Source organism: Jatrophihabitans sp. YIM 134969 (genome assembly GCF_054456675.1).
In genome coordinates this window covers 15,604-42,362 of record NZ_JBTJEQ010000038.1, presented here as the reverse complement: position 1 = coordinate 42,362, position 26,759 = coordinate 15,604, and the positions used below count along the sequence as shown (strand labels likewise).

Here is a 26,759-nt window from a genome sequence, read left to right as displayed (position 1 = left end):
CATCAGCCGATCAGGTCGGTCACGGGAAGGCCGGGTAGCCACCGGTGATCGCGACGCCGCAGGTCTGGCCGGTCTTGTCGGTGTTGATCGCGGCGAACCCGTACTTCGCGGAGAGCGACAGCCCGGCCGTCTTGCACAGCGGGGCGGTCTTGGTGCCGGTGATGAACAGCGCCTTCAGGGGCGCCGCCGCGTTGGCGTCGACCACGTTGTAGACCGAGCGGCCGAACGGTGCCGTGTTGAAGTAGCCGGCGCTGGAGGCAGCCTTGCCGGAGGTGGCGTTCACCGTGTACACGGTCTTGCCGTTGGGCTTGCCGAGCTTCGCGCCGTCACGCAGGTTGGTCTGCACGCCGTTGATCTGGGCGACGTACTGGGCACCCGAGAACGGGATGATGTTCGCGGTCGTCGCGGTCCCGGCCGGGATCTGCCGACCGTCGTTCTCGGCGCCGACGGTCTGCACGCCGGTGCCGACCGTCGCCTCGGTCAGGCCCAGGGCGCTGAGCCAGAACGAGCGGGTGCCGGAGCCGGCCTGCGGGAGCAGACCGGTGACGGCGACACCGTTGATCTTGACCGGAGCGCTGGCCGAGTAGATCTGGGTGAGCTGCGCCGTGGTGAGGACACCGACCTTGGCCGCGGTGCCACCCTTGTAGGCGTAGCTGACACCGTCGCGGGCGAACGGCACGTACAGCGCGCCGGTGCCCGAGGTGAACGAGGACGACCGCGCGAAGTCGATCTGGCCGGTGACGTCGACACCCTTGTACTGCAGGCCGTTCACCGAGGCGTAGAGCGCCTTGCGGCCCTCGGTCGAGCCCTGCGGACGGGTGAACTCGGGGCCGGACGCACGGGTCTTGATCGTGGCCGAGCCGAAGGCGTTGTACGACGCGACGGTGGTGAACACACCCGTCTTGCCCGGGACGTCGCCCGCTGCCGCGTTCATGACGTCCTGGATCGTGTCCGACCCGACGCCGACGTAGGTGCGGTAGGTGCCCGCCGCCGGGTCGGCGGAGGCCGGGGTGGCCACGCCGACCAGTGCCGCGCCGACGGCGGCGGTCACCAGAGTCGTGGTGGCGAGTGCACGGATTCGTGCCATGGTGCAGAGCTCCTTCGTGGAGTTCGAGCGCACGCCCCTTGCGTGCGTTTCACTGCGGTGGTGCGCGACGAGAGCCACGTGGCTCTCGTCGCTCGCCGGCACGATCGGGCCTCTGACCTCCCGATCGGTCCGACAAGTCATGGGGTCAGCCGTCGCCTCCCGGCGGGGTCTGACCGGGGCGTCGCCGACGCAGACCGGCGAGCGGTCCGAGCAGCAGCGCGAGCAGCCCGACCAGCAGCGCGGCCGGCACGATCCACGCGATCACCGACGGGTCGGGCTTGGTCGTGCCCTGGGTGCTCGCGAGGCTCACCGGCGGTGCGCCGGAGGTCGACGAGGAGATCGGGGTGACGTCGCCGGCCGGATCCGAGGAGCTCGGGTTGTCGACGTTCCCGCCGTCGTCGGTCGGGGCCTGGTCACCGGTGGCGGCGTCGGGCGCGGAGGACGGCGGCGGGTCCGACGACGGATCGTCCACGGGTGCCTTGGCGCACTGTGCCACGGTCCGGGCGGCATCCAGCGCCTGCTGGCGCAGGGTGTCGGGCAGCGGCACGTATCCCGCCGGGAGGTTGCCGATCTCCGTGCCGGCGGTCTGGCCGTCGCCCGCGGCGTAGTCCACGAGGGCGCTGAGCGCGGCGCACCCGGCCTTGTCGAGGTACTGCGTGGTGACGCCGCCGTACGTGATGACGGTGAGCGGGTACGCCGCCTTGTCCGAGGTGGACGGGTCGGGCTGGTTGAAACCCTTCACCCCCGCCACCGTCGTGAGATTGCTCAACGCCGCGGCCATCCCCGCCGAGTCCGGCGCGACGAAGTCGCCCGACGCGTTGGGCAGTTTCGCGGTCGCCACGCCGTACCGCGCGCTGCTCGCCGAGTCCGACACCCCGAGCAGGCGCCGCACCCCCGAGACCGGGTAGTCGTAGGCGGACTTCCACCCACCGCGCCCGGTGTCGACGTCGGAACTCGGGCACAGGAAGCCCGCGTACTTGTTCAGCGGGTCGACGCGCGAGACGTTGCGGGCCACGGTCGCGCGGTCGAGCGGGTAGGGCCGCAGGTCGGCCGTGGTCACGAGGTTGCGCTGGGCCAACGCGACCTGGTCCGCCTCGGTGGGAACGTCAGGGTCGCCGGGGCACGGCGGGGAGACCGTGCCGGGGAAGCCCTGCCACGGGTCGAGGCTGGGGAAGGTGTCGAGGTTCGCCGGATCGAACGCACCGGCCCCCTCGGGGTTCTTGTCCGTGATGAGGAAGTACGGGTTCACGACCATGCCCGAGTCGTCGGACTTGCCCTCGAGGAACGCCTTGGCGGCGGGGTTCGCGAGGATCCACGCCCAGAGTTTCCGGTAGCCGTCGCTCCCGAAACTCGAGACCTGCAGGGTGCCGAAGTTGCGCACGGACGACGAGTCCAGGTTCTCCAGAGCGGCCCGGTACGACGTCAGGTCCGGGTTGATGGCCCAGAACTCCGGGTCGTTGAGCAGGTTGGTCTTGTTCGACTCCAACCAGGCGTAGTCGGCCGGCGCCGGTTTCGCGTCGTACGCGTTGCCGAGGCGGTAGCTGTTGGCGAAGCGGTACGAGTACGTCAGCATCTTCGCGATCAGCCGCTGGTTCAAGTTGATCGAGTTGACCGGCAGCACCAGTCCGCCTGTGTCGTCGCCGGGGTCGAAGATGAAGCTGACCGTGGTCGCCGAGGCCGTGAGCGGGGCGTAGACGATGGGCTGCAGGACCTGGTTGGCGGGGACCGGATCGGTGAGCAGCCGCATGTCACTCGCACCGTTCGTGAGTGCGGAACGCGCGTCCTGGTCCGGCGTCGAGGTGAAGTTGTAACCCACGCCCGACGTGGAACCGCTGCAGAGCTTGGCCTGCCAGCTCAACATGGCGTTGGAGGCGAGGTCACTGCCGACGGTGTCGTAGGTCGTGGTGGCGGAGCTGCACGGCGACAGGGTGGGCCGGAACTGCAGCGGGATCGCGATGCGCTGCGCCCACAACGAGGACGAGAGCGGAGAGGCCATCAGCGCCTGGTCCCGCACGGTGAAGTCGGGCGTGATCGCCTTGCCGGCCTTGATCTTGTTGCCGGCGACGACCTTCGGGTCGGGCGAGTTGTTCTGCGTCTCGCTGCGGTGGTCGGTGCGCGGCACCAGGACCAGCCAGCACTTGATGCTGCCCGTGCCGCAGCCGAGCGCGCCCGCGTCGAGCGAGTTCTGGGCCTGGAACGTCGCACCACCGGTGCCGTCGTCGTACACCGGTGCCACCGGGATCTCGTTGCTGCTCGCCGCGTTGTAGTAGTTGTTGATCCACGGGCATCCGACCGTGGTGCAGTAGGACGTCTCGTGGACGACCGGGTCGCCCTCGATGGGCCGGAACGGCACCTCGGGGAACTTCCACGGCTTGCCCGCGACGCTCGTGTCCGGCTTGTAGACCGACTCCAACCCGTAGGTGTCGGGTGCAACGGTCTTGAAAGCCGGATCGGACGCGTCGTACACCGGACCGGTCTGCCGGTTGATCTGGTGGAACTCGGCCGCGTTCGCGAGTCCGGTGCCCGCCTGCGACGACGCGCCGAACTGGCACTGCTCACGCGGCGGGCCCGGGTTGTCGGCGACGACGTTCGCCTCGACTGCGGGCTTGTCCGCGGCCGGTGCCGAGGCCACGTCGGCCGCGGTGACGGCGTCACCCCAGCACTGCATGACCTGGAGGTAGTCGCCGCCGTAGGGGCGCTCGTTCGACAAGCTGTCGTAGACCCGCTTGGTGGCGTGGCCGGGCCACGACCACGACAGACTCAGGGCTTGCGACGCGAGGTCGTCGGTCTGGTTGACGTGGACCGCGAGCCCGGAGAACGCACCGCGTCCGCTCACGGTCGTGGCCGAGGACGTGTCCGGCAGCGACCCCGGGAAGATCGGGACGTCGGCGGCGCGGCTCGCCGGCGCGCCGGCGACGGCCACGCCCGCGACGAGGCCCGCGACCGCCGCGAGGCGGACCCAGCGGCTCAGACGGGAGTCGGCCTTCACGACGAGTCACCGTCGCGTCGCGAGAGCCGGCTCATCAGCAGCGGCGGCACCACGAAGACCAGGAGCACGAGCGCCCCCGCGAGCACGGCGAGCAGGGCGCTGCTCGACCAGCCGCTCGAACCGCTGTCGCTGGAGTTGAGGGAGACCGGACCGGCGAGTGGGACCTCGGCGGCACCGCCGCCGCTGCTGCCGTCCCCACCCTGGGGCAGGCCCGTGTCGGGGTCGACCGAGGTCGTGTCACCACCGCCGGCCGCGGTCCCGCCACCTGTCGTGCCGGTGGTGCCGGGACCCGACGTGGTCCCGGTGCCGCCGCCCGAGCTGCCGCCGCCGGTGGTGCCGCCGCCCGTCGTGCCCCCGGACGACCCGGAGTTGCCGCGCGCCGACGACTTCACCTGTGTCGGGTTCGTGTTGCCACCGGTCCCGGTCGTGCACTGGGTCGAGCCCTGCTTGTCACACGCCTGGGGCTGGGGAGCGGTCTCCAGCAACACGTTCCTCCCGCCCTGGAAGGTCGGGTTCTGGCACTTGGTGATGTCGAACGACGCGACGTTCACACCCGGCGCCCTCCGCAACTGGGCGAACGCCGCCTCGACGAGGTTCTTCGGCAGCGGCGAGTAGCCGAGGTCGGGCATCGCGGTCTGCCCGTTGCAGAGCAGGTACTGGCCGAAGGCGCCGAGGGTGTTCGCCTTCAACTGGCTCCACTGATCGGTCTTGTTCAGCCGCAGGATCATGTAGCTGTACGACGACAGCGGGTAGACCCGGCGGTCGGTGAACGTGTAGACGTCGGTGAGGTTCTGCGTGAGGTACGTCGCGAGGTCCTTCGGATCGTTGTTGATCTTCGCCCGGGTGAGTGAGACCGCGACCGCCTGCGGCGTGGGTTCGACGTAGTAGCCCGCCGCGTTCAGCATCTTGACGACCGGGAAGCGCGCGTTCTTCGCGTAGCTGTACTGCACGTACCCGATCGAGCCCTCGCCGTACGGTTGCCGGACGAAGTTCGCGACGCCGTCGTCACCGCCCTTCGCCTGACTCCCCGGGACCTGCGGCCAGTAGGACGTCTCGCCGCCCTTGGGGTAGGCCTGGCGCCAGATCGACGGGTACTGCGCCTGCATCCAGAGGCTGAACTGCGCCGACGAACCCGAGCTGTCCGACCGGATGACCGGCACGACCTTGGTCCCGGGCAGGGTGAGGCCGGGGTTGTCCGCAGCGATCGCCGCGTCGTTCCACGTCTTGACCTGACCGGCGAAGATGCGGGCGATGTTCTGGCCGGACAGCCGCAGGTTCGTGACCTGTCGGCCACCGATCTTCAGGTTGTACATGAACGATGTGCCACCCGCGACGATCGGCATGTAGGCGTAGGTGCCGGCGGCCGGCTGCTCGGGCCTCGACCCGTCGGTGGGGTTGAACTGGAACGGGATGTCCGAGCCCGCGAAGTCGGTCTGGTTGTTGAGGAAGTCGACCCGACCGCGACCGGATCCGGTCGCCGCGTAGTTGACCTGCCACCCGAACTTCTTGCCGTTCGAGGTCCAGTTGCTGATGGCGTTGGCCGACCAACTCGACCCGGAGCCGTTGATGGGGGCGTACGCCACCGCCGCGGCGGGCGGGGCGGACGCGAGGCCGACCAGGCTCGCGGTGGCGGTCAGACCGACGACGGCGGCGAGCATGGCCGCACGGCGGAGGAACGAGATCCGGTGTGTCATCACGAGCTTTCTGCGATCGGGCGTGACATGGAGTCGGTGGGTACGTGGCCGACGGAATCGGGACCGGAGGAGTCGCTGACGGTCGAGAAGCGCTGGGCGTCGTTGAGTGACTGCCGCACGGCGCGCCGGCGCTGACGGGGGCTCTGGACGCCCGCACCGCGACCGCCGATGAGGCGCGCGATGAAGAACAGGACCGCGACCAGGATCATCAGCGCCGCAGCGGTGCCGAACCCCCGCGCGACGAGGTCCGGCTGCGGCGACCTGGTGAACGTGTAGGCGGCCAGGGGCAACGAGACCATCGGTCCGCTCAGCGGATTCCAGTTCAGCGACTGGGTGAAACCCGCGGTGAGCAGCACCGGACTGGTCTCGCCGATGCCGCGGGCGGTGCCGAGGATGACCGCGGTCGCGAGCCCGGACTTCGAGGTCGGCAGGACGACGTGCCAGACGGTGCGCCAGCGCGGTGCACCCAGCGCCTCACTGGCCTCGAGCAGCGTGCCGGGCACCAGACGCAGCACGACGTCGGCGGCACGGATGATGATCGGCAGCATCATGACCGAGAGGGCCAGGGACGCGGCGAGGCCACTGCGCTGGAAACCGAAGGCCAGGATCCAGGTCGCCAGGACGAACAGTCCGGCCACGATGCTCGGCAGCGCGGTCATGGCCTCGACGATCGTGCGCACGAACCGCGAGCCGGGGCCCTTGACCACGGCGAGGAACACGGCGCAGGCGATCCCGACCGGCACCGTGATGACCAGGCAGATCGCCATCATGACCAGCGATCCGACGATGGCGTGCAGGATCCCACCGACCTCGAGGCCGTCCAACGGCCCGGTGGCCGACTGGTCTTCGGTCCAGAAGTTCACGTGGACCATCGCCGTGAGGCCGCGACCGAGGACGAAGAACACCACCGTCAGCAACGCCCCGAACAGCAGTGTCCCGAGACTGCCGAGCACCACGGTCATGACCCGGTCGCGGACCATCGCGCCGGTGTTGTCGACCGCGACCAGGACGGCGTAGGTGACGACGAACCCCACCCAGGCGACGACGGCGAAACCGAGCTTGCCGGACAACGGGCCGATGACCCCGAACAGCAGGATCGCGACGCAGAGGCCGGCCAGGCCGGCGAACGCCATGTTCTGCACGTCGCCGGGGGGCCGACCGCCGGTGCGCCGGCGCGGTCCGACCGCGCCGGCACCGCGAGCCGGGAGCGTCGTGGCGCTGCGGCCGACCGACGGCACCGCCGTGGTCGCGTCGATGTCGACGGCCGGGAGGACCTCGGTGACGTCGCGGTCCTCGACGACGAACTCGTGGCGCGGCGTGGACGACGCCGCGGTGGACCGGTTCTCGGTGGTGGTCACGGCGTCATCCCGTCTCGGCGCCGGAGCGCGATCGCGCCACGATGGTCGACGCGGTGAAGTTGACGACGAGGGTCAGGACGAACAGGGCCAGCCCGGCGGCCATGAGGGCCGAGAGGCCGAACTCCGACGCGTCGCCGAAACGTAGCGCGATGAGCGTCGAGACCGAGTTGCCGCCGGTCTCGGTCCAGTGCGGCTGGATCGTGAAGATCGGGGAGATGATCATGAGGATGGCGATGGTCTCGCCCAAGGCCCGACCGAGGCCCAGCATGGTGCCGCCGATGATGCCGCCGCGACCGAACGGCAGGACCACGGCACGCACGACGCCCCACCGCGTCGCACCCAGGGCGTACGCCCCCTCACGTTCACCCACCGGCGCCTGGCTGAAGACCTCGCGCATGATCGCGGTCTGGATCGGCGTGGTCATGACCCCGACCACGACGCCCGCCACGAAGATCGAGCCGGTGAACGTGCTCGGCGAGAGCAGCGGATCCCGCAGGTCGGTGTCGGGGATCGCGAGCATCGGGATGAACCCGAGCCACGTGCCCACCCACCGCGCGAACCCGATCGCCTGCTCCTGGAAGAGGAACACCCCGAACAACCCGAAGACCACGCTCGGCACCGCCGCCATGAGGTCGACGGCGCTGATCAGCGCCCGCTTCAGGCGGACGGGGGCGATCTCGGAGATGAACAGCGAGGTCCCCAGCGACAGCGGCAACGAGACGCACACCGCGACGATCGCGATGAAGACACCGTCGGTGAGCACGGCGGCGACGCCGAACGTGCCGTTCTCCGGTGACCACGCCGAGGTGGTGAGGAACGAGAAACCCGCCTGCTTCAGGGCTTGCCCGCCGCGGATGGCCAGGAACAGACCGACGCCGCCCATGATGAGCAGCACCACGAGACCCGCACCACGGGCGACCCAGCGGTAGACCGTGTCACCCAGGTCCCCCCGGGTGACGATCCGACGAGGAACCGCCGGCGCGGACGTCGGATCGACGTCCGTGCGTGGGGGCAGCGTCGTGCTCGTCATGCGATTCGGGTGTCCGTTCCAGGATGGTGGAGAGCGCCGTGACAACGGCTCGCTCAGGCGTCAGAACCCCATCACACCGATCGGTGGCGCGAGCGACCTGAGCGTGAACAACAGGTAGCCTGCGGCACACCGGTGTGCGACGCCGTGTCCGAACTGGGACGATGTGGGTCGTCCCGTCCGCCCCTACCTCTGACCGGGGCGGGCGGGCCCGCCCGCACGCGAGGCCGTGGCGCACAGTTCGGTGGCCGCGGCGACGAACCGGGCGAACGCGGCCCGGGCGGTGGCGTGTCGTTCGTATCCCTGTCCCGAGACCGCGATGTGGCCGCTCTCGGCGTCACCGATCCGCCAGGTCCACTCCCTGGCGCGTTGCTCGCGGCCGAAGGTCACCGGCAGGTCCGGCAGCAGCGGGCAGAGGGCGAGGAAGTCGCGGTGGGCGGCGTAGGTGTCGGCCAGTGGTCCGAGCGAGGTACCGAGCACCCGGCCGTTGGCCGCGACCACCGACCACCGCACCCCGCCGCCTCCTGCGCGCAGCAGGAGACGCGCGGACCCGGGAGATGTCACCCGCGTCATCCAGGTGTGAAGTAGCCGCGCGCGCAAGGGGTTGCGTCAGTTGTTCACGCAACGGTCGCCTGCCGGAAGGTGGAGCGGCCCGATCGACGGCCGGCGTTCACCCACCGACCGGACGAACCCCTCGCGAGCCGACGTTGTTGCCACCTGCTGGCAGCAAGACGCCGGACGTTCACCGGTCGCCTGCCGTTCATCCTGACGACGCCCGATCGCGACGCTGTCTTTCCCCGCACCTGGTGTGGTCCTGGGGCCGGGGCACGAGCCCCGCCCGAACCTGAAGGGGACACGTCCGCATGGGACACCACCACCACGACGGATTCAGCCACACCCACGACCACGAGGGCACCCACGAGCACCTCGATCCCGCGAAGGACCTCTCCATCCCGGACGACGCGCTCGACCCGGGCACCCTCGGACGTCGTGGCTTCATGCGCTCCGCCGGTCTGCTCGGCGCGGGTGTCGCGGCGGTCGGCGTCATGGGCGCGAACGGTGTGTTCTCCGCACCCGCCGCCGCACAGACCACGCAGGCCGCCCGCCGAGCCCTCCAGGGCGGTTTCCGCTGGCTCGCGGGCGATCACCACATCCACACGCAGTACTCCTCCGACGCGCAGTACCGCGTGGTCGACCAGGTGCAGCACGCCGCGGCGTACGGCCTGGACTGGATGGTCATCACCGACCACGGCAGCGACCAGCACACGCGCATCGGCGTCGACAAGGTGAACCCCGACATCCTCGCCGCCCGCTCGCTGTTCTCCAGCGACACGCTGGTGTTCCAGGGGTTGGAGTGGAACATCCCCGCGGCCGAGCACGGCACGGTGTTCGTGCACCCGGGCGCGAACGAGGTGGCGGTCCTCAAGCAGTTCGAGGCCACCTACGACGCCGCGAACAACGGCGCCGGAGCGAGCACCCCGGCCAACGAGACCGTCGCGATCACCGGGCTGAACTTCCTCGCCAAGCAGGTCAGCAACGGCAAGGTGCTGGACGCCCTGATGCTCGCGAACCACCCGTCACGCAAGGGCATCGACTCCCCGCACGAGATCCGTGGCTGGCGCGACGCGCAGCCCCGCATCGCGATCGGCTTCGAGGGCGCTCCCGGCCACCAGGCCGCGGGCATCCCGGCCCCGGTCGGCCCCGGCTCGGCCCGTGGCTACTACGACTTCGCCCCCGACCCGGCCAACAGCTTCCCCGGCTACCCCATGGAGACCTACCGCACCTTCGGCGGCTTCGACTGGATGACCGCGACCGTCGGTGGTCTCTGGGACAGCCTGCTGTCGGAGGGCAAGGCGTGGTGGATCACGGCCAACTCCGACAGCCACCAGGTCTACGCCGACATCTCGCAGCGCGGTCCGAACGACGACTTCACCACCAACGGCGTCCACGCCGACCCGGTGCACGGTCCGTTGAACACCACCTTCGGCGACTTCTGGCCGGGCTACTACAGCCGCACCCACGTCGGCGCGACCGGCTTCAACTACAAGGCGGTCATGGACGGCCTGCGTGCCGGCCGGGTGTGGGTCGACCACGGCGGTCTGCTCGACAACGTCAACGTCCGCCTGGTCGGCGGCGGGCAGTCGGTGCCGCTCGGCGGCGTCCTCGCCGTCCCGCGCGGCACGGCGATCTCGCTGGTCATCGACATCCAGCCGGCTCGCACCCCGAACTGGTCGCAGTTCGTCCCGCAGCTGGCCAAGCTCGACATCATCCAGGGCCTGGTCACCGGCAAGGCCCGCGACAAGGACACGTTCAGCGCTCCGAACACCAAGGTGCTCAAGAGCTGGGACCTGTCCGGCAACGGCACCGACCGGATCCAGATCACCCAGGGCCTCGGCCGGGTCGGCGACCAGGGTCTCTACGTGCGGCTGCGCGGTTCGGACGGCAACCGGACCGCCCCGGGCCTGAACGGTGCGGCGGTCGACGCGGCGGGTCCGGCCATGGACGTCGTGGGCGACGCCGACCCGTGGAACGACCTGTGGTTCTACACGAACCCGATGTGGGCGCTGCCCACGAGCAGTTCGTGACCGTCACACCCACCCGCGACGCGGCCACCGTCTCCTCCTCGGAGGCGGTGGCCGGGTTGCACCTGGCGGTGACCCGCGAGCGCGACGTCGAGCACGACCTGCTCCACCTCGCCGACGCGCTCGTGCGCAACGGGGTGCCGGTCACCTGGCTGACGACCCACCGGACCGTCACCGAGCTCGGCGCATCCTGCTCGGCGGCGGTCGCCGCGCCCACCGACCCGAACCTCCTCACGGGGTACCTGGACGCCCTCGCCCGCGACCAGGCCGGTTCGGTCGACGTCCTCGGGACCGGGCGGAGCGACTCCGACGCGGACGACCGTGCGCGGCAGGCGGCCGCCGCCCGCGCGGCCCGCACCGAGGGCCGGGCCGTCTGGTTCCCCGGCCACGACGACGTGGGCGAGGAGATCACCGTGGGTGACCTGCTCGCGACCACCGCGATCGACGTCGTGCAGGCGATGGGCGGGGTCGACGCCAGTGACGACGTCGTCGTGCAGACCAGGGGTTTCCTGCGGCCGCGCTTCGCCGCAGGTCGGTTGGTGCTGCACGTCCAAGCGTCGCGGGGCGGTGTGCTGGTTCCGTTCGAGGTGCCGAACCCGACGCCCTGCTGCGTCGACCACGCCTGACCCGCTCGACCCGTCAACCCCCGATCGTTGCGTCCTGCAACGACGGGGGTTGACGTGTCTCGGCGACCGGCAGGGCCACGACCGCCGTGAGGCCGCCGCCCGGCGTGTCGTCGAGCGTGACCGCACCGCCCATGGCGTCGACGAACCCCTGCACGACGGCGAGCCCGAGTCCGACGCCCACACCGTCGCTGTTGGAACGGTCGTCCCGACGTTGGAAGGGTTGGAAGACCCGCTCGCGGTCGCGCTCGGGGATGCCGGGGCCGTTGTCGACCACGCGGATCTCGACGCGCTCGCCGTGCACGCTCGCGGCGATGCGCAGCGGTGAGCCCGCGGCGTGCCGGGCCGCGTTCTCGAGCAGGTTGGCGACCACCCGTTCCAGCAGGGCCGGATCGGCCTGGACCGCCGGGAGGTCGGGTGGCACCTCGACGTCGACGGCGACGTCGCGGTGCCCGAAGTGCCGCAGGACGCCCGCGACCACGTCGGCCACGTCGGTCGGCTCCGACGAGAACGTGAACACCTCGGCCCGCAGTCGCGACAGGTCCAGCAGGTCGGTCACCAGTTCGGTGAGGTAGTCGAGCGCGTCGCCCGCGACGTCGAGCAGTTCGTCGCGGTCCTGCTCGCTCCACGCGACGTCGGTGCTGCGCAGGCTCGACACCGCCGCCTTCGCGGAGGCGATGGGGTTGCGCAGGTCGTGGCTGAGGGCGTTGAGCAGAGCCGTCCGGGCCCGGTCGGCCTCGGCCAGCGGCGCCGCGGCCTCGGCCGCCTCGGTCAACCGCCGCTGCTGGTACGCCACGGCCACCTGGGTGGCGAACGCGACCAGCACGCGTTGGTCCTCGGCGGCGAGCGTGCGTCCGCGCAGGACCAGGGTGAGGTCGTCACCGACCGGGACCTCGGTGTCGCCGGATTCCGGCTGGACACACGGGATCTCCCCCACCGAGGCGACGCAGGTCCACGTCCCGCGCAAACTCCCCTCGACCGGCCGTCCGGCCTGTGAACTCTCGCTGGTGGGCGCCTCGCTCGTGCGACGCAGCAGGGTCACGTTGTCGACCGCGAAGGTCTCCTGCACCCGGCGCAGCAACGCGTCGAGGGCCTGCTCGCCCCGCAGCAGGCTCCCCGCGAGCGTCGACAACGTCTCCGCCTCGGCGTTCGAGCGGGCGGCTTCGGCGCTCCGGCGGGCCGAGAGGTCGACCACCCTGGAGACCAACGCGGCCACCACCACGAAGACCACGACGGCGATGACGTTGTCGCGCGAGGCGATCGACAGCCGGTGCAACGGTTCCGCGAAGTAGAAGTTGAGCAGCACGCTCGAGGCGAGGGCGGTGGCCAGCGCGGGCCACCACCCACCCACGATGCTGACGAGCACCGTCATGAGCAGGTACAGCAGGAGGTCGGTAGCGAGCGCGAGATCGGCGCGACCCCACGTCAGCAGCGGCGTCATGCCCGCCAGCAGCGCCGCGCCGAGCGCGAGGCCGGACACTCGCCGCCGCGCCGAGAGGCCACCCGTGAGCTTCGGCAGCACGCGGCCCTTGCCGACGTAGTCGTGGCTGACGACGTGGACGTCGACCCGACCGGACCTGCGGGTGATCGTCGACCCGGTGCCGGGCCCGCCCACCGCGGCCAGCAGGGGGCTGCGACGGCTGGCACCGATGACGATCTGCGTGGCGTTGTTGGCGCGGGCGAAGTCGAGGACGGCTCGGGCGATGTCGTCGCCGACCACGGAGTGGTAGGAACCGCCGAGGGATTCGACCAGCAGCCGCTGCTGGTCCAACGCCGCGATCGACGATCCGGCGAGGCCGTCGCTACGCGCGACGTGCACGGCCAGCAAGTCCCCGGCGGCGGTGCGGGCGGCGATGCGCGCCGCGCGCCGGATCAGGGTGTCGCCCTCGGGCCCCCCGGTCAGGGCGACGACGACCCGCTCGCGGGTCTCCCAGGTCGAGGCGATGCCGTGCGCGTCGCGGTAGCGCTGCAGGCCTTCGTCGACCGCGCCGGCGAGCCACAGCAGGGCGAGCTCCCGCAGGGCCGTGAGGTTGCCGGGCCGGAAGTAGTTCCCGAGCGCGGCGTCGATCTTGTCCGCGCCGTAGATGTTCCCGTGGGCCATCCGCCGGCGCAGGGCCTCAGGCGTCATGTCGACGAGTTCGACCTGGTCGGCCGCACGGACCACGCTGTCGGGCACGGTCTCGCGTTGCGGGACACCGGTGATGTCGCGGACGACGTCGTTGAGCGATTCGAGGTGCTGGACGTTGACGGTGGTGATGACGTCGATGCCCGCCTCGAGCAACTCCTCGACGTCCTGCCAGCGTCGTTCGTGCCGCGACCCCGGCGCGTTGGTGTGCGCGAGTTCGTCGACGAGCGCGACCTCGGGCGCGCGCGCGATGACGGCGTCGACGTCGAGCTCGGTGAACGCGGCCCCGCGGTGCACGACCTCGCGCCGCGGGACGACCTCCAGGCCCTCGAGCTGCTCCGCGGTGTGGGGGCGGCCGTGCGTCTCCACCAGGCCGACGACGACGTCCTTCCCACGACCCACCCGACGCCGGCCCTCGCCGAGCATGGCGTAGGTCTTGCCGACGCCGGGCGCGGCACCGAGGTAGACGCGCAACCGTCCGCGGCGACGGTCGGCCAGAGGAGCGCTCACGCCCCCAGACTGCTCCGTCCGCGCCGGCCGGGTCCATCCGAGTCCGGACGCGTGGGCTCAGCCCACGTCGCGGCTCACGAGGTCGTCGAACGTCTCCCGGCGCACCAGCACCCGGCTGACGCCCCGCTCGACCGCCACCAACGGCGGGCGCGGGGTGTGGTTGTAGTTCGACGCCATCGCGTGGTGGTAGGCGCCGGTCGCGGGCACGACGAGGAGGTCACCCGCCCGGACGTCACCGGGCAGCAACGCGTCGCGGATGAGCACGTCGCCCGCCTCGCAGTGCCGGCCGACCACCGTGACGTGCTCGTCGCGCGCCGGGGAGAGGCGGCCGAGCAGGCGGGCGGTGTACCGCGCGTCGTAGAGCGCGGGGCGCGGGTTGTCGGCCATGCCGCCGTCGACCGCCACCCAGGTGTGGTCCGGGGTGTGCTTGACGCCGACGACGGTGTAGAGCGTCACCCCCGACGGCCCGGCGATCGCGCGTCCGGGCTCGACGGTCAGCCGCGGGACCCGCAGGGATGCGGCCCGGCACGCCGCCGCCAGCGTAGTACGGACCGCGGCCGCCATCGCCAGAGGCGGCAGGGGGACGTCACCGGGGTGGTAGGCGATGCCGTGGCCGCCGCCGAGGTCGAGTTGCGGCACCTCGACACCGTGCAGGTCGCGGACGGTGGCGAGGAACTCGACGATCCGCCGCACCGCCCGCTGGTAGGGCTCGACGCGGGTGATCTGCGAGCCGAGGTGGCAGTGGACGCCGACCAGCTGCAGTTCGGGGGTGTCGAGGATGCGCCGGACAGCGGCCGCGGCCGCGCCGGACGCGATCGACAGCCCGAACTTCTGGTCCTCGGTCCCGGTGGTGATCGCCGCGTGGGTGCCGGCGTCGACGCCCGGCGTGAGGCGCACGAGGACCGGCTGCCGGTTCCCACCGCGGGCCGTCGCCGCGACCCGACCGATCTCGTCGATCGAGTCGACGACGATCCGGCCCACGCCCACCGCTGTCGCGCGGCGCAACAGCGCGTCGGTCTTGGCGTTGCCGTGCAGGATCAGCCGCTCCGGCGGGAAGTACTCGCTGATCGCGAGTTCGAGCTCCCCGGCGGAACACACGTCCAGCGCGAGACCCGCGGCCTCGACGATGCGCACGACGGCCCGGGTGAGCAGCGCCTTCCCGGCGTACGCGACCTCGCCGTCGCGGTAGGCGTGGCGGTAGTCGTCGCAGCGCACCCGGAACTCGCCGGTGTCGAGGACGTTGACCGGCGTGCCGTACTCCCGGGCCACGGCCGCGAGTCGGACGCCGCCGACCGACAGGTCACCGCCCGGGACGTGCCGGGTCGACGACGGCCAGAGCCAGGGCTCCAGCGGGTGCGGCAGGGACGACCGCAACGACGGGATGATGTCCGCGAGGGTCACGCGTGTCTCCATCGAGAGCTCGGGCCGGCACCGTGCCGACCGGAACCCCAGCGTGCGTCGGCAGATCCCGCCCGGAGGCGGATCCCCACGGACCGTCACGGCTTCCCCACGGTTCCGTCACGCCCGCCCACGTCACGGCCGGAAGCGGTGGCCCATCCCCGACTCCGTGAGCAGGTGGACCGGCCGGGACGGGTCCGGCTCGAGCTTGCGACGCAACTGCGCGACGAAGATGCGCAGGTAGCTGCTCTCGCTGTGGTCGGGGTCGCCACGGACGGCGGTGAGCAGTTCGCGGGTGCCGACCAACCGGCCGGGCGAGGCGACCAACACCTCCAGGACGAGCCGCTCGGTGCGGGTGAGGTGGACCCACTCGCCGTCGTCACGCACCGCGGAGTGGGCGTCGACGTCGACCGTCACCTCACCGATGCGGTGCGTGGACGAGACCGCCGCGGGTGTGGAGCGGCGCAGCGCGGACCTCAGGCGGGCGACGAGTTCCCCCACGTCGAAGGGCTTGGTCAGGTAGTCGACCGCGCCGAGTTCGAGCGCCTGCACCTTGTCGTGGCTGGCACTGCGCGCCGACAGCACGACGATCGGCAGGTCCGGCCGGGCCCGGTGCGCAGCGACGACCACCGCGGTGCCGTCCATGTCCGGCAGTCCGAGGTCGAGCACGACCGCGTCCGGACGGTCGGCGACGACCAGGTCGAGGGCGGTGCGGCCGTCACCGGCCGTGGTCACCTCGAACCCGCGACCGGTGAGGTTCATCGCGACGGCCCGGCGCAGCAGTGGTTCGTCGTCGACGACGAGGACACGCGTCAACTCGCCACCGCCACGATCCCGGTCGGGGCGACAGGCAGGGACACCACCGCGGTGAGGCCTCCCCCCGGGGTGTCGTCGAGTTCGACCGTGCCCTGCATGGCCTCGACGAACCCCCGCACGATGGCCAGTCCCAGCCCGACGCCCGCCCCCTCGCTGTTGCTGCGGTCGTGCCGGCGTTGGAACGGGGCGAACACGGCGTCGCGATCCTCGAGGGGGATGCCCGGCCCGTGGTCGATGACCCGCAGCTCGACCGTTGCACCGTGCACACTGCCGGCGACGCGGACCCGACCCTCACCGGAGTGCCGCCGGGCGTTCTCGACGAGGTTGGCCACGACCCGCTCCAGGAGACCGGGGTCGGCGAGCACCGCGGGCAGCTCGGGCGGCAGGTCGAGGTCGACGGGTCCGCGCCTCTCGACCGGACCCAGGGCCTGGCCGACGACCTCGAGCAACTCGGTCGGGCGCGTGTCGATGGTGAGGACGTCGGCGCGCAGGCGTGACAGGTCGAGCAGGTTGGTCACCAACGCGGTCAGTCGGTCCAGCGCGTCGTCGGCCACGGCGAGCAACTCGCTCTGGTCGGCGGCGTCCCAGGCGACCTCGTCGCTGCGCAGGCTCGACACCGCCGCCTTGGCCGCGGCGATCGGGGTCCGCAGGTCGTGGCTCACGGCGTTGAGCAGGGCGGTGCGGGTGCGGTCGGCCGCGGCGAGCGGCGCCACCGCCTCGGCCGCCTCGGCGAGGCGCCGCTGGCGGTAGGCGACCGCCACCTGGGTCGCGAACGCGACGAGCACGCGCTGGTCCTCCGCCGCGAGGCGGCGTCCACGTAGGACGAGGGCGAGGTCGTCGCCGACCGGCACCTCGGTGTCGCCCGACTCCGGTGTCATGCAGGGGTCGTCGCCGACGCTCGCGAGGCAGGTCCACTCCCCGCGCATCGCGCCGGTGGACGCTCCGCCGCTGCCCGGCGCGTCACCGGTGCGGCGGAGCAGGGTCACGCTGGAGACGGCGAAGGTCTCGCGAACACGGTCGAGCAGCGCGTCGAGCGCCTGCTCGCCGCGCAGCAGGCTGCCCGCGAGCGTCGAGAGGGTCTCGGCCTCCGCGTTGGAACGGGCGGCCTCGACGGTGCGCCGGGCGGCGAGGTCGACGACGCGGGAGACCAGTGCCGCGACCACGACGAACACGACCACGGCGATGATGTTGTCGCGGGAGGCGATCGTGAAGCGGTGGATCGGCGGGGCGAAGAAGTAGTTGATCACCAGGCTCGACGCCACGGCCGTCGCCAGTGCCGGCCACCAGCCACCGACGACACTCACCAACACCGTCACCAGCAGGTACAGCAGCATGTCGGTGGCGAGCGCGAGGTCGGCCCGCCCCAGCGTCAACAGCGGCGTCATGACGGCGAGCAGCACCGCACCGACCGCGAGTCCCGCCAGCCGGCGGCGCACGGTCAACCCACCGGTGAGGCGCGGCAGCACCCGACCCTTGCCGACGTAGGCGTGGGAGACCACGTGCACGTCGATCGACCCTGACCGCCGGGTGATGCCCACCCCGGTGCCCGCACCGGTGACGGCGGCGACCAGCGGCCGACGCCGACTCGCGCCGATGACGATCTGGGTGGCGTTGTTGGCCCGGGCGAAGTCGAGGACCGACTTCGCGACGTCGTCGCCCACGACCGAGTGGTAGCTGCCGCCGAGCGACTCGACCAGCAGCCGCTGGGAGGCGAGGGCGGCGATGCTCGAGCCCGACAGGCCGTCGCTGCGCGAGACGTGCACGGCCAGCAGGTCACCCCCGCTGGCGCGGGCGGCGATCCGGGCCGCCCGGCGGATGAGGTCGTCGCCCTCGGGCCCACCGGTGAGGGCGACCACGACGCGTTCGCGCGTCTCCCACGTGGCGGCGATGCCGTGCTGGTCGCGGTACCGCTTGAGGCCCTCGTCGACGGCGTCGGCGAGCCACAGCAGCGCCAACTCGCGCAGCGCGGTGAGGTTGCCGGGGCGGAAGTAGTTGGACAACGCGGCGTCGACCTTGTCGGCGCGGTAGACGTTGCCGTGGGCCATCCGCCGCCGCAACGCCTCGGGAGTCATGTCGACGAGCTCGACCTGTTCGGCCGCTCGCACCACACTGTCCGGCACAGTCTCGCGTTGCGGGACACCGGTGATGGCCTCGACGACGTCGTTGAGCGACTCCAGGTGCTGCACGTTCACCGTGCTGATGACGTCGATGCCCGCCTCGAGCAGCTCCTCGACGTCCTGCCACCGCTTCTCGTGCCGCGAGCCCGGCACGTTGGTGTGCGCGAGCTCGTCGATCAGCGCCAGTTCCGGCGCGCCGGCGAGGACCGCGTCGATGTCCAGTTCGGAGAACGTGGCGTCGCGGTAGGACACCTCCCGGCGCGGCAGGACCTCGAGGCCGTCGAGGAGCGCGGCGGTCTTCGGCCGGCCGTGCGTCTCGACCAGCCCGACCACGACCTCAGCGCCGCGGGCGGCGCGGCGCCGGCCCTCGTCGAGCATGGCGTAGGTCTTGCCGACGCCGGGGGCCGCACCGAGATAGACCCGCAGCGACCCCCGGTGACTCATCGGTGGTCCGCCTCAGCCGCGGTAGGGGAACGCGGCGTCGAGCGCGAGGTTGAGCTTCAGCACGTTGACCTTGGGTTCGCCGAGGAACCCGAGGTCGCGGCCGGTCTCGATGCGGTCGACGACCGCCGCGACCTGGGCGACGCTCACGCCCCGCGCCTTCGCCACCCGGGCCTCCTGGATCTTCGCGTACGCCGGGCTGATCTCAGGGTCGAGGCCCGACGCCGAGGCGGTGACCGCGTCGCTCGGCACGGCGGGGTCGCCCGGGGCGTCACCACGGACGGGCACGACCTGGCCGGTGCTGTAGTCCTGGCCGAACTGCGCGAGCTGCACCGGGACACCCCGGTAGTCCTTCACGAACGGAGTCGCGCCGGTGGTCTGGTTCAGCGAGACCACGCGGGTGATCGTGCCGCTGTACCCGGGGCCGGACCAGAAGACCGCGAGCACCGAACCAGTGCCGTCGGGCGAGCAGAACGGCCGCGAACCGTCGACGCCGTCGCGTTCACCGATCTCCAGGCTGCGGGTGCACACCTGGGTGAGCAGGCTCGGTGAGCCGGCGGCCTCGTCGGAGTCGGGCACCGCCGAGGGATCGGGCAGGGTGTCGACGATCGACTCGGGTCCGAGGTTGCTGGCCGACGACGCGGTGGGGTCGTAGCCGTCGCCCGCGGCCGACGGCCGCGACTGGAAGTACTGGACCAGCGCGTTGCCGTCCGCGTCGGTGAAGTTCTGGCCGATGAGCGTGGAGCCGACGACGGTGCCGTTCGCGCTGACGAACGATCCCTCGGCCCGGTCGTGCAGACCTGGGATCTGGGCGATCGCCGTGACCGCGAGCGGGTAGCCGACGCCGAGCACGGTCGTGAACACGATCAGCATGCGCAGTGCGGCGGAGAGTTGACGGACGGAGTTGAGCAGGTTCTTCACGGTGTCACCGGATTCCGGGGATGAACTGGACGAGCAGGTCGATGATCTTGATGCCGAGGAACGGCACCACGATCCCGCCGAGCCCGTAGATGTAGAGGTTGCGGCGCAGCATCTGGCTCGCGCCCGAGGGGCGGTACCGCACGCCGCGTAGGGCGAGCGGGATGAGCGCGATGATGACGAGCGCGTTGAAGATGACGGCGGACAGGATCGCCGACTGCGGCGAGTGCAACCGCATGATGTTGAGCGTGTCGAGGCCCGGGTAGACCGCGGCGAACATCGCCGGGATGATCGCGAAGTACTTCGCGACGTCGTTGGCGATCGAGAAGGTCGTGAGCGCGCCGCGGGTGATGAGCAGCTGCTTGCCGATCTCGACGATCTCGATGAGCTTCGTCGGGTCGCTGTCGAGGTCGACCATGTTGCCGGCCTCCTTCGCGGCCGACGTGCCGGTGTTCATCGCGACCCCGACGTCGGCCTGGGCGAGGGCCGGGGCGTCGTTGGTGCCGTCCCCGGTCATCGCGACCAGCTTGCCGCCGCCCTGCTCCTTCTTGATCAACGCCATCTTGTCCTCGGGCGTCGCCTCGGCGAGGAAGTCGTCGACACCCGCCTCGTCGGCGATGGCCTTGGCCGTCAGGGGGTTGTCGCCCGTGATCATGACCGTGCGGATGCCCATGGCCCGCAGTTCGTCGAAGCGGGCGCGCATGCCCTCCTTGACGACGTCGCGCAGCGCGATGACACCGAGCACCCGCGCCGGCTGACCGTCGACCCGCTCGGCCACCAGCAGCGGTGTGCCGCCCGTGCTCGCGATGCCGTCGACCACGCCGTCGGTCTCGGTCGGGACCTCCCCGCCGTGGGTGCGGACCCAGGCCTGCACCGACGCCGTGGCGCCCTTGCGAATCTCGTGGCCGCCGCGGTCGACCCCGGACATCCGGGTCTGCGCGGTGAACGGCACGAACGTTGCATCCTGCACCGCGACCTCGCGCAGGCCGTACTGCTCCTTGGCGAGCACGACGACCGAACGACCCTCGGGCGTCTCGTCGGCGAGCGAGGACACCTGCGCCGCCCGGGCCAACTCGTCGGGCGACACGCCGCCGACGGGCACGAACTCCTTGGCCACGCGGTTGCCGAGCGTGATGGTGCCGGTCTTGTCGAGCAGGAGGGTGTCGACGTCGCCCGCCGCCTCGACGGCGCGACCGCTCATGGCCAGCACGTTGCGCTGCACGAGCCGGTCCATGCCGGCGATGCCGATGGCCGAGAGCAGCGCACCGATCGTCGTCGGGATGAGGCAGACCAGCAGCGAGATCAGCACGATGCCGGTGACGCCGTTGGCGTCGAGCGCACTGGTGTTCGGCAGACCGGGCTGCTGCGCCTTGCTGAAGATCGCCAGCGGCTGCAGCGTGACGGTCGCCAGCAGGAAGATGATGGTCAGGCTGGCGAGCAGGATGTTGAGCGCGATCTCGTTGGGGGTCTTCTGACGGCTCGCCCCCTCGACCAGGTTGATCATCCGGTCGATGAAGCTCTCGCCCGGCTTCTGGGTGATCCGCACGACGATGCGGTCCGAGAGCACCTTGGTGCCACCGGTGACCGAGCTCCGGTCACCGCCGCTCTCGCGGATGACCGGGGCGCTCTCACCGGTGATGGCGGACTCGTCGACGCTCGCGATGCCCTCGATGACGTCGCCGTCTCCGGGGATGATGTCGCCGACCTCGCACACCACGACGTCGCCCTGCCGCAGCTGCGGAGCGGGGACGTCCTCGGTCCGGCCGTCGTGCCGGTCCGGGTCGACCAGCCGCCGGGCGACGGTGTCGGTCTTGGCCTTGCGCAGGGCGTCCGCCTGCGCCTTGCCGCGACCCTCGGCCACAGCTTCGGCGAGGTTGGCGAACACCGAGGTCAGCCAGAGCCACACCACGATCAGCCACGCGAACACCGAGGGTTGCGTGATCGCGAGGACGGTCGTGAACACCGCGCCGACCTCGACGATGAACATGACGGGGTTCTTGTAGAGGGTCAGCGGGTTGAGCTTGCGCAGGGCGTCGGGCAACGACGTCAGCAGCATCTTCGGGTCGAGCAACCCGCCACCCACCCGACGTTGCTGGGGCGCGCCGTTCCCGGGTGGGGTCGCCTCGGGAGCAGGTCCCGTCGGCGCGTCGATGGTGGTCGTGGACATCAGTGCAGGCCTTCCGCGAGCGGGCCCAGCGCGAGCGCCGGGAAGTAGGTGAGGGCGACGACGATGACGGTGACGCCGGTGAGCATCCCGATGAACAGGAGCTTGTGGGTCGGCAGCGTCCCCTCCGAGACGGGCACGGGTTTCTGCCGCGCCAGCGACCCGGCGAGGCCGAGCACGAAGATGATCGGCAGGAAGCGGCCGAACATCATGCACGCGCCGAGCACGGTGTTGTACCAGACCGTGTTGACGCTGATGCCGGCGAACGCGCTGCCGTTGTTGTTGGCGGCCGAGGTGAACGCGTAGAGCACCTCGGACAACCCGTGGGCGCCGGTGTTGAGCATCCCGGCGCGTTGGCCGGGCAGGGCCATGGCGACCGCGGTGCCGATCAGGACGATGGCGGGCGTCGTCAGCAGGTAGAGCGAGGCGAACTTGAGCTCGCGCGCCCCGAGCTTCTTGCCGAGGTACTCCGGCGTGCGACCGACCATCAGACCCGCGACGAACACGGTGATGATCGCCAGCACCAACATGCCGTAGAGGCCCGAGCCCGCACCACCGGGTGCGATCTCGCCCAACATCATGTTCAGCAGGGTCATCCCGCCACCGAGGCTGGTGTACGAGTCGTGGAAGCTGTTGACCGCACCGGTCGACGTCAGGGTGGTGAGGCTCGAGAAGATCGAGGAATCCGGGACGCCGAAGCGGGTCTCGGTGCCCTCGGTGGCCGACCCGACCGCGGTGGGGACGGTGCCGTGGTGCGCGAGTTGGGCCCAGAGGTTGAGGCCGATGCTCACCAGGGCGATGAGGCCCATGACCGCGACGATCGCGCGGCCCTGCCGGCGGTCACCGATCATGGTGCCGAACGTCCGCGGCAAGGAGAACGAGATCGCACCGATGAGGAAGATCTGCAGCCAGTTGGTCCACGCCGTCGGGTTCTCGAACGGGTGCGCCGAGTTGGCGTTGTAGAACCCGCCGCCGTTGTTGCCGAGCTCCTTGATGACCTCCTGGCTCGCGACCGGTCCGCCCGGGATGGTCTGGGTGCCGCCGGTCAAGGTGGTCACGTCGGTGTAGTGCGCGAGGTTCTGCACCATGCCGGCGCCGACGAACAAGACCGCGACCACGATCGAGATCGGCAGCAGCACGCGGAAGCTGAACCGCGTCAGGTCGACCCAGAAGTTGCCGAGGCGGTCGGTCTTCGACCGGGCGAAGCCGCGGACCAGCGCGACCGCCACCGCGACCCCGACCGCGGCCGAGAGGAAGTTCTGGACCGCGAGGCCTGCCATCTGCACCACGTAGCCCAGGGCGTTCTCGCCGGAGTAGGACTGCCAGTTGGTGTTGGTGACGAAGCTGATCGCCGTGTTGAACGACTGGCTGCGGCTCATCTGCGGCACGTCGAACGGCGAGCCGAAGTGGTGCTGCAACCGCAGGGACCCGTAGAGGAAGACGACACTCACGGCGCTGAAGGCCAGTACCGCCCGCAGGTAACGACCCCACGTCTGGTCGGCGTCCGGGTCGACACCGCCGAGGCGGTAGACCACCCGTTCGGCGCGCGAGTGCTTGCGCCCCTCGACCACGCGGGCCATGTAGTCGCCGAACGGCGCGTGGATCAGCGCCCAGGCGATGATCAGGGTGGCGAGGAAGACGATCCCCGCCCACGTCCCGGACATCAGAACTTCTCGGGACGGAGCAGGGCGACGACGAGGAAGATCGTCAGCGCGATCGCGATGATCCCACCGATGACGTTGACCACGCTCACAGCTTCTCGACCCCCTTGGCGCAGAGAGCCAGCACGCCGAACATGCCGGCGATCAGAAGGACGAACAGGACGTCGTGCACCCACGGCCTCACTCAGGAAGGGCGGACTCACCGCCGGTCAGCGCCCGCCGTTCCGACGGACACGAGCGAGTCAACGCCCGCCGGACGGCCGGGACGGGGTCGAGAAGGCCGTCCTCACGGACTCCTCACGCCGCCCTCTCGACGTCTCCACGCGAGGGCCCCCGAGCGGGCTACCGTGGCCTCCATGGGTGACATCGGCACCGAACGCCGTCGCGTCGAGGTGCTCCCCACGCCGGTCCCCGAGCCCGCCCCGGAACCCGCTCCGGCGACCCCCGCGACCCCGTCCCCGGTGCCCGACCGGACCTGACGGGCAGCAGCGCCGTGGACCCGACCGAGGCCGAACCGCTCGTCGGCGAGATCCGCGCGGTGCGCACGTTCCGCGTCGGCCCCGCGGGTGAACTGCTGCCCCTGACCGTCGCCACCCCGTGGACGGCCGCGACCACCACGGCGGTCTGCGCCACCGGCGCGTCCCACGTGGCGCCGGACCCGGACTGCACGTGCGGCCTGTACGCCTACGCCGGTCCGCCGACGGCCGCCGAGCAGGCGCACGCGGTGCACGTCCTCGCCGTCGTCGCCGTGTGGGGGCACGTCGTGCTCGGCACGCGCGGGCTGCGAGCGCAGCACGCCCGGGTCGAGGCGGTGTGGTTCTCCGCGGCCGTCCCGGACGACCTGGTGGCGGCCGTCGGCCGTCGGTACGCACGGGTCGAGGTCCACCGCGACCGTGCCGCGATGCTCGCGGCGCACCCGCCGACCCGACTCGACACCTACGAGCCGGTCCCGGCGGCACCGGGTCGCGCCCGCACCGCCGCCTGGCGGGCGGCCGCCCTGACGGCGCTCGGCCTCGGGACGAGCGCCGGACCCTGGCTGGACTCGGTCACCCTCGTTGCCGTGTCGGTCGCCGCGGCGGCGTTGGTCGTCGGCGCGGTCGTCCTGGCCCGACCGTGGGCCGGCGACCACAACGCCGGGCGCCGGGGCCTCGCGCTGGCGGCCGCGGCCGTGTGGTGCCTCGCCCCGGTCGGCGGACTCGCCGTGCTCGTGCTCGTGAGGACGGCCGTCCTCGTCGTGGGCGGCCTGGGCGCGGCGCAGCTGTGGCGCTTGCGGGTCGACGCCGCGACCTTCCCCAGCCCGGACACCGGCCCGCGTCGACCTGCCTGAGCCAGTTCTGGACAATGTTGTCCAGAACGGCGTACGGTCGTCGGCATGCCTCGTCCCCGCGCCTTCGACGACGCCGTCGCGCTCGACGCCTGTGTGGACCAGTTCTGGGACCACGGGTTCCACGCAACCTCCACCGACGACCTCTGCGACCGTGCCGGCCTGTCCCGCAGCAGCCTCTACAACGCGTTCGGCAAGAAGCGTGACGTCTACGTGCGCGGCGTCCGCCGCTACGGCGAGCAGCGCGTCGACGACCGGGACGCCTCGCTCCAGCGCTCGACCGGCGCCTCGGGACGCGAGGCCCTGCGGACCCTGCTCGGCGACCTGCTGGACGTGCAGTGGCGCGACTCGTCGCGTCGGGTGTGCTTCGGCATCCACGCCACCATCGACGTCGCCCTCGACGACACCGAGTTGCGCGAGGTCCTGCTCGCCAACGCCGACCAGCTGCGCGAGGTGCTGACCGGGCTGATCGCGCGCGGTCAGGCCGACGGTTCACTGCGCGCCGACCGCGACCCCGCGGCCCTGGCCGCGGTCGTCCACGTCGCCTACGACGGCCTGCAGGTCGCCGCCCGCATCCGACCGGACCGCGCCGAGACCGACGCGACCGTCGACACCCTCCTGGAGTTGTTGTGACCACCACGCTCGACCCGACGGCTCCCCCGCGCACGCGGTTGCCGTTGTCGGTCTACGTCCTCGCGCTCACGGTCTTCTGCCTCGGCACCTCGGAGTTCATGCTCGCGGGCCTGCTCCCGCCGATCGCCGGTGACCTCGGCGTCTCGATCCCGTCGGCCCGGCCTGCTGATCAGCGGCTTCGCGCTCGGCATGCTGGTCGGTGCCCCGGTGATGTCGATGCTGACGCTGCGACTGCCCCGCAAGGTGACGCTGGTCGGCGCGGCCGCCGTGTTCGCCGCCGCGCACGTGCTGTCGGCGACCGCCGGCAGCTTCGGGGTGCTCATGCTCTCCCGGGTGATCGCAGCGGTGGCCTGTGCAACGTTCTGGGCGGTGGCCGCCGTCACGGTCGTCGCACTCGTCGACGCCTCGGTGACCGCGCGCGGGATGGCCGCGTTGCTCGGCGGTCTCTCGTTGGCCAACATCGCGGGCGTCCCGCTCGGCACCTGGGTCGGCGAGCACGTCGGCTGGCGCGGCGCGTTCCTCGCGGTCGGTGCGCTCACCGTCCTCGCCACCGTCGCGACGATCTGGAAGGTCCCCGAGACCGCCGACCGTTCGCGGACCCGCTCGACCCGCGAGGTGTTGCGGGCCGAGGTCGACGGCCTGCGCGGTCGACGCCTCTGGGTCGCCCTCGCCACGACGGCTGCCTTCCAGGCCGCGGTGTTCGGCACGTTCTCCTACCTGGCACCGCTGCTCACCGACAACGCGGGCCTCTCGAGCGGGTTGGTGCCGCTGGTGCTGCTGGTCTTCGGGGTCGGGTCCTTCCTCGGCCTGAACGTCGGCGCCCGGTTCGCCGACCGGCACCTGCTCGGCAACGTCGCCGTGTCCCTCGTGCTCACCGCCGCGTCCCTCGGGTTGCTGCTGCTGGTGTCCGGTGGCGTGCTCGTCGTGGTCGCGGTGTTCCTGTTCGGTGCCACGGCGTTCTCGATGGCGTCGGCCCTCAACGCCCGCGTGTTCCTCTTCGCCGGCGCCGCCCCGACCCTCGCCTCGGCCGTCAACGTCAGCGCCTTCAACCTCGGCAACACCGCCGGACCGTGGTTCGGCGGCGAGTCCATCGACCTCACCGGCAGCTACCTCGCCCCGTCCGTGGTCTCCGGCGCCCTCGTCGCCGTCGCCCTCGGCCTGGCCGGGTGGTCACGCCGCCTCGACCGCCGCGCCGCGGTGAGCGAACCCGCCGCCGAGCCTGCTCTCACCCCGGCCGCGGTTCCTGCCGGTGACTGTGTGGGCTGCCCGGCCTAAGTGCCGTGTCGCGGTTG

At 71.4% G+C, this 26,759-nt stretch carries 20 protein-coding genes; 6 read left to right on the top strand and 14 right to left on the bottom strand.

Features of this window, described 5'->3' with window-relative positions:
- Nucleotides 1-19 precede the first annotated feature (19 nt).
- From ACXR2U_RS17845 to ACXR2U_RS17820, 6 genes are all read right to left on the bottom strand, one after another.
- Nucleotides 20-1,087, bottom strand: coding sequence for a hypothetical protein (locus ACXR2U_RS17845; protein WP_458826420.1), 1,068 nt, complete (start codon nucleotides 1,085-1,087; stop codon nucleotides 20-22).
- A gap of 145 nt (nucleotides 1,088-1,232) precedes the next feature.
- Nucleotides 1,233-4,076: a hypothetical protein gene (locus ACXR2U_RS17840; RefSeq protein ID WP_458826419.1), complete on the bottom strand. Its 2,844-nt coding sequence runs from the start codon at nucleotides 4,074-4,076 to the stop codon at nucleotides 1,233-1,235.
- The gene (gene pstS, locus ACXR2U_RS17835) at nucleotides 4,073-5,770 is read right to left on the bottom strand and encodes a phosphate ABC transporter substrate-binding protein PstS (RefSeq protein WP_458826418.1); all 1,698 of its coding nucleotides are present in this window, start codon (nucleotides 5,768-5,770) and stop codon (nucleotides 4,073-4,075) included. The genes ACXR2U_RS17840 and pstS overlap by 4 nt, the downstream gene beginning before the upstream one ends.
- Nucleotides 5,770-7,128, bottom strand: a complete 1,359-nt coding sequence (pstA, locus tag ACXR2U_RS17830; protein ID WP_458826417.1) for a phosphate ABC transporter permease PstA — start codon at nucleotides 7,126-7,128, stop codon at nucleotides 5,770-5,772. The genes pstS and pstA overlap by 1 nt, the downstream gene beginning before the upstream one ends.
- Before the next feature lie 4 nt (nucleotides 7,129-7,132).
- Nucleotides 7,133-8,158: a phosphate ABC transporter permease subunit PstC gene (gene pstC, locus ACXR2U_RS17825; protein WP_458826416.1), complete on the bottom strand. Its 1,026-nt coding sequence runs from the start codon at nucleotides 8,156-8,158 to the stop codon at nucleotides 7,133-7,135.
- A 183-nt stretch (nucleotides 8,159-8,341) separates the two neighbouring features.
- Nucleotides 8,342-8,719 carry a hypothetical protein gene (locus ACXR2U_RS17820; RefSeq protein ID WP_458826415.1) on the bottom strand — a complete coding sequence of 126 codons (378 nt, stop codon included), beginning with the start codon at nucleotides 8,717-8,719 and terminating at the stop codon, nucleotides 8,342-8,344.
- 299 nt (nucleotides 8,720-9,018) lie between these two features.
- Here ACXR2U_RS17820 and ACXR2U_RS17815 point away from each other — a divergent pair, with 299 nt between their 5' ends.
- Complete coding sequence (locus ACXR2U_RS17815; protein WP_458826414.1) at nucleotides 9,019-10,740, top strand: PHP domain-containing protein; 1,722 nt, start codon at nucleotides 9,019-9,021, stop codon at nucleotides 10,738-10,740.
- Entirely contained in the window at nucleotides 10,737-11,363 is a 627-nt protein-coding gene (locus ACXR2U_RS17810; RefSeq protein ID WP_458826413.1) for a hypothetical protein, read from the top strand. The genes ACXR2U_RS17815 and ACXR2U_RS17810 overlap by 4 nt, the downstream gene beginning before the upstream one ends.
- Nucleotides 11,364-11,376: 13 nt before the next feature.
- Here ACXR2U_RS17810 and ACXR2U_RS17805 read toward each other — a convergent pair whose 3' ends face one another.
- From ACXR2U_RS17805 to kdpF, 8 genes are all read right to left on the bottom strand, one after another.
- Nucleotides 11,377-13,995, bottom strand: a complete 2,619-nt coding sequence (locus ACXR2U_RS17805) for a sensor histidine kinase (RefSeq protein WP_458826412.1) — start codon at nucleotides 13,993-13,995, stop codon at nucleotides 11,377-11,379.
- A gap of 57 nt (nucleotides 13,996-14,052) precedes the next feature.
- Nucleotides 14,053-15,396 (bottom strand): diaminopimelate decarboxylase, encoded by a 1,344-nt coding sequence (gene lysA / locus ACXR2U_RS17800; protein WP_458826411.1) that lies wholly within the window; start codon nucleotides 15,394-15,396, stop codon nucleotides 14,053-14,055.
- A 132-nt stretch (nucleotides 15,397-15,528) separates the two neighbouring features.
- Nucleotides 15,529-16,209, bottom strand: a complete 681-nt coding sequence (locus ACXR2U_RS17795; protein WP_458826410.1) for a response regulator transcription factor — start codon at nucleotides 16,207-16,209, stop codon at nucleotides 15,529-15,531.
- Complete coding sequence (locus ACXR2U_RS17790; protein WP_458826409.1) at nucleotides 16,206-18,770, bottom strand: sensor histidine kinase; 2,565 nt, start codon at nucleotides 18,768-18,770, stop codon at nucleotides 16,206-16,208. The genes ACXR2U_RS17795 and ACXR2U_RS17790 overlap by 4 nt, the downstream gene beginning before the upstream one ends.
- A gap of 12 nt (nucleotides 18,771-18,782) precedes the next feature.
- Nucleotides 18,783-19,688, bottom strand: a complete 906-nt coding sequence (locus tag ACXR2U_RS17785; protein ID WP_458826408.1) for a potassium-transporting ATPase subunit C — start codon at nucleotides 19,686-19,688, stop codon at nucleotides 18,783-18,785.
- A gap of 4 nt (nucleotides 19,689-19,692) precedes the next feature.
- Complete coding sequence (gene kdpB / locus ACXR2U_RS17780) at nucleotides 19,693-21,852, bottom strand: potassium-transporting ATPase subunit KdpB (RefSeq protein WP_458826407.1); 2,160 nt, start codon at nucleotides 21,850-21,852, stop codon at nucleotides 19,693-19,695.
- Nucleotides 21,852-23,513: a potassium-transporting ATPase subunit KdpA gene (kdpA, locus tag ACXR2U_RS17775; protein WP_458826406.1), complete on the bottom strand. Its 1,662-nt coding sequence runs from the start codon at nucleotides 23,511-23,513 to the stop codon at nucleotides 21,852-21,854. Before kdpA ends, kdpB begins: the two co-directional genes overlap by 1 nt.
- Complete coding sequence (gene kdpF, locus ACXR2U_RS17770) at nucleotides 23,513-23,602, bottom strand: K(+)-transporting ATPase subunit F (RefSeq protein WP_458826405.1); 90 nt, start codon at nucleotides 23,600-23,602, stop codon at nucleotides 23,513-23,515. Before kdpF ends, kdpA begins: the two co-directional genes overlap by 1 nt.
- 264 nt (nucleotides 23,603-23,866) lie before the next feature.
- Here kdpF and ACXR2U_RS17765 point away from each other — a divergent pair, with 264 nt between their 5' ends.
- From ACXR2U_RS17765 to ACXR2U_RS17750, 4 genes are all read left to right on the top strand, one after another.
- Nucleotides 23,867-23,989, top strand: coding sequence for a hypothetical protein (locus ACXR2U_RS17765; RefSeq protein ID WP_458826404.1), 123 nt, complete (start codon nucleotides 23,867-23,869; stop codon nucleotides 23,987-23,989).
- A gap of 14 nt (nucleotides 23,990-24,003) precedes the next feature.
- Nucleotides 24,004-24,837, top strand: a complete 834-nt coding sequence (locus tag ACXR2U_RS17760; protein ID WP_458826403.1) for a hypothetical protein — start codon at nucleotides 24,004-24,006, stop codon at nucleotides 24,835-24,837.
- Nucleotides 24,838-24,882: 45 nt separating this feature from the next.
- Complete coding sequence (locus ACXR2U_RS17755; protein WP_458826402.1) at nucleotides 24,883-25,467, top strand: TetR/AcrR family transcriptional regulator; 585 nt, start codon at nucleotides 24,883-24,885, stop codon at nucleotides 25,465-25,467.
- Nucleotides 25,468-25,596: 129 nt separating this feature from the next.
- Nucleotides 25,597-26,742 (top strand): MFS transporter, encoded by a 1,146-nt coding sequence (locus ACXR2U_RS17750; protein ID WP_458826401.1) that lies wholly within the window; start codon nucleotides 25,597-25,599, stop codon nucleotides 26,740-26,742.
- Nucleotides 26,743-26,759: the final 17 nt, after the last annotated feature.

Bases quoted from the DNA above. Each gene is read 5' to 3' on its own strand.
- ACXR2U_RS17845 (WP_458826420.1), bottom strand. From the start codon at position 1,087: ATGGCACGAATCCGTGCACTCGCCACCACGACTCTGGTGACCGCCGCC.
- pstS (WP_458826418.1), bottom strand. From the start codon at position 5,770: ATGACACACCGGATCTCGTTCCTCCGCCGTGCGGCCATGCTCGCCGCC.
- pstC (WP_458826416.1), bottom strand. From the start codon at position 8,158: ATGACGAGCACGACGCTGCCCCCACGCACGGACGTCGATCCGACGTCC.
- ACXR2U_RS17815 (WP_458826414.1), top strand. From the start codon at position 9,019: ATGGGACACCACCACCACGACGGATTCAGCCACACCCACGACCACGAG.
- ACXR2U_RS17790 (WP_458826409.1), bottom strand. From the start codon at position 18,770: ATGAGTCACCGGGGGTCGCTGCGGGTCTATCTCGGTGCGGCCCCCGGC.
- kdpB (WP_458826407.1), bottom strand. From the start codon at position 21,852: ATGTCCACGACCACCATCGACGCGCCGACGGGACCTGCTCCCGAGGCG.
- kdpA (WP_458826406.1), bottom strand. From the start codon at position 23,513: ATGTCCGGGACGTGGGCGGGGATCGTCTTCCTCGCCACCCTGATCATC.
- ACXR2U_RS17765 (WP_458826404.1), top strand. From the start codon at position 23,867: ATGGGTGACATCGGCACCGAACGCCGTCGCGTCGAGGTGCTCCCCACG.
- ACXR2U_RS17755 (WP_458826402.1), top strand. From the start codon at position 24,883: ATGCCTCGTCCCCGCGCCTTCGACGACGCCGTCGCGCTCGACGCCTGT.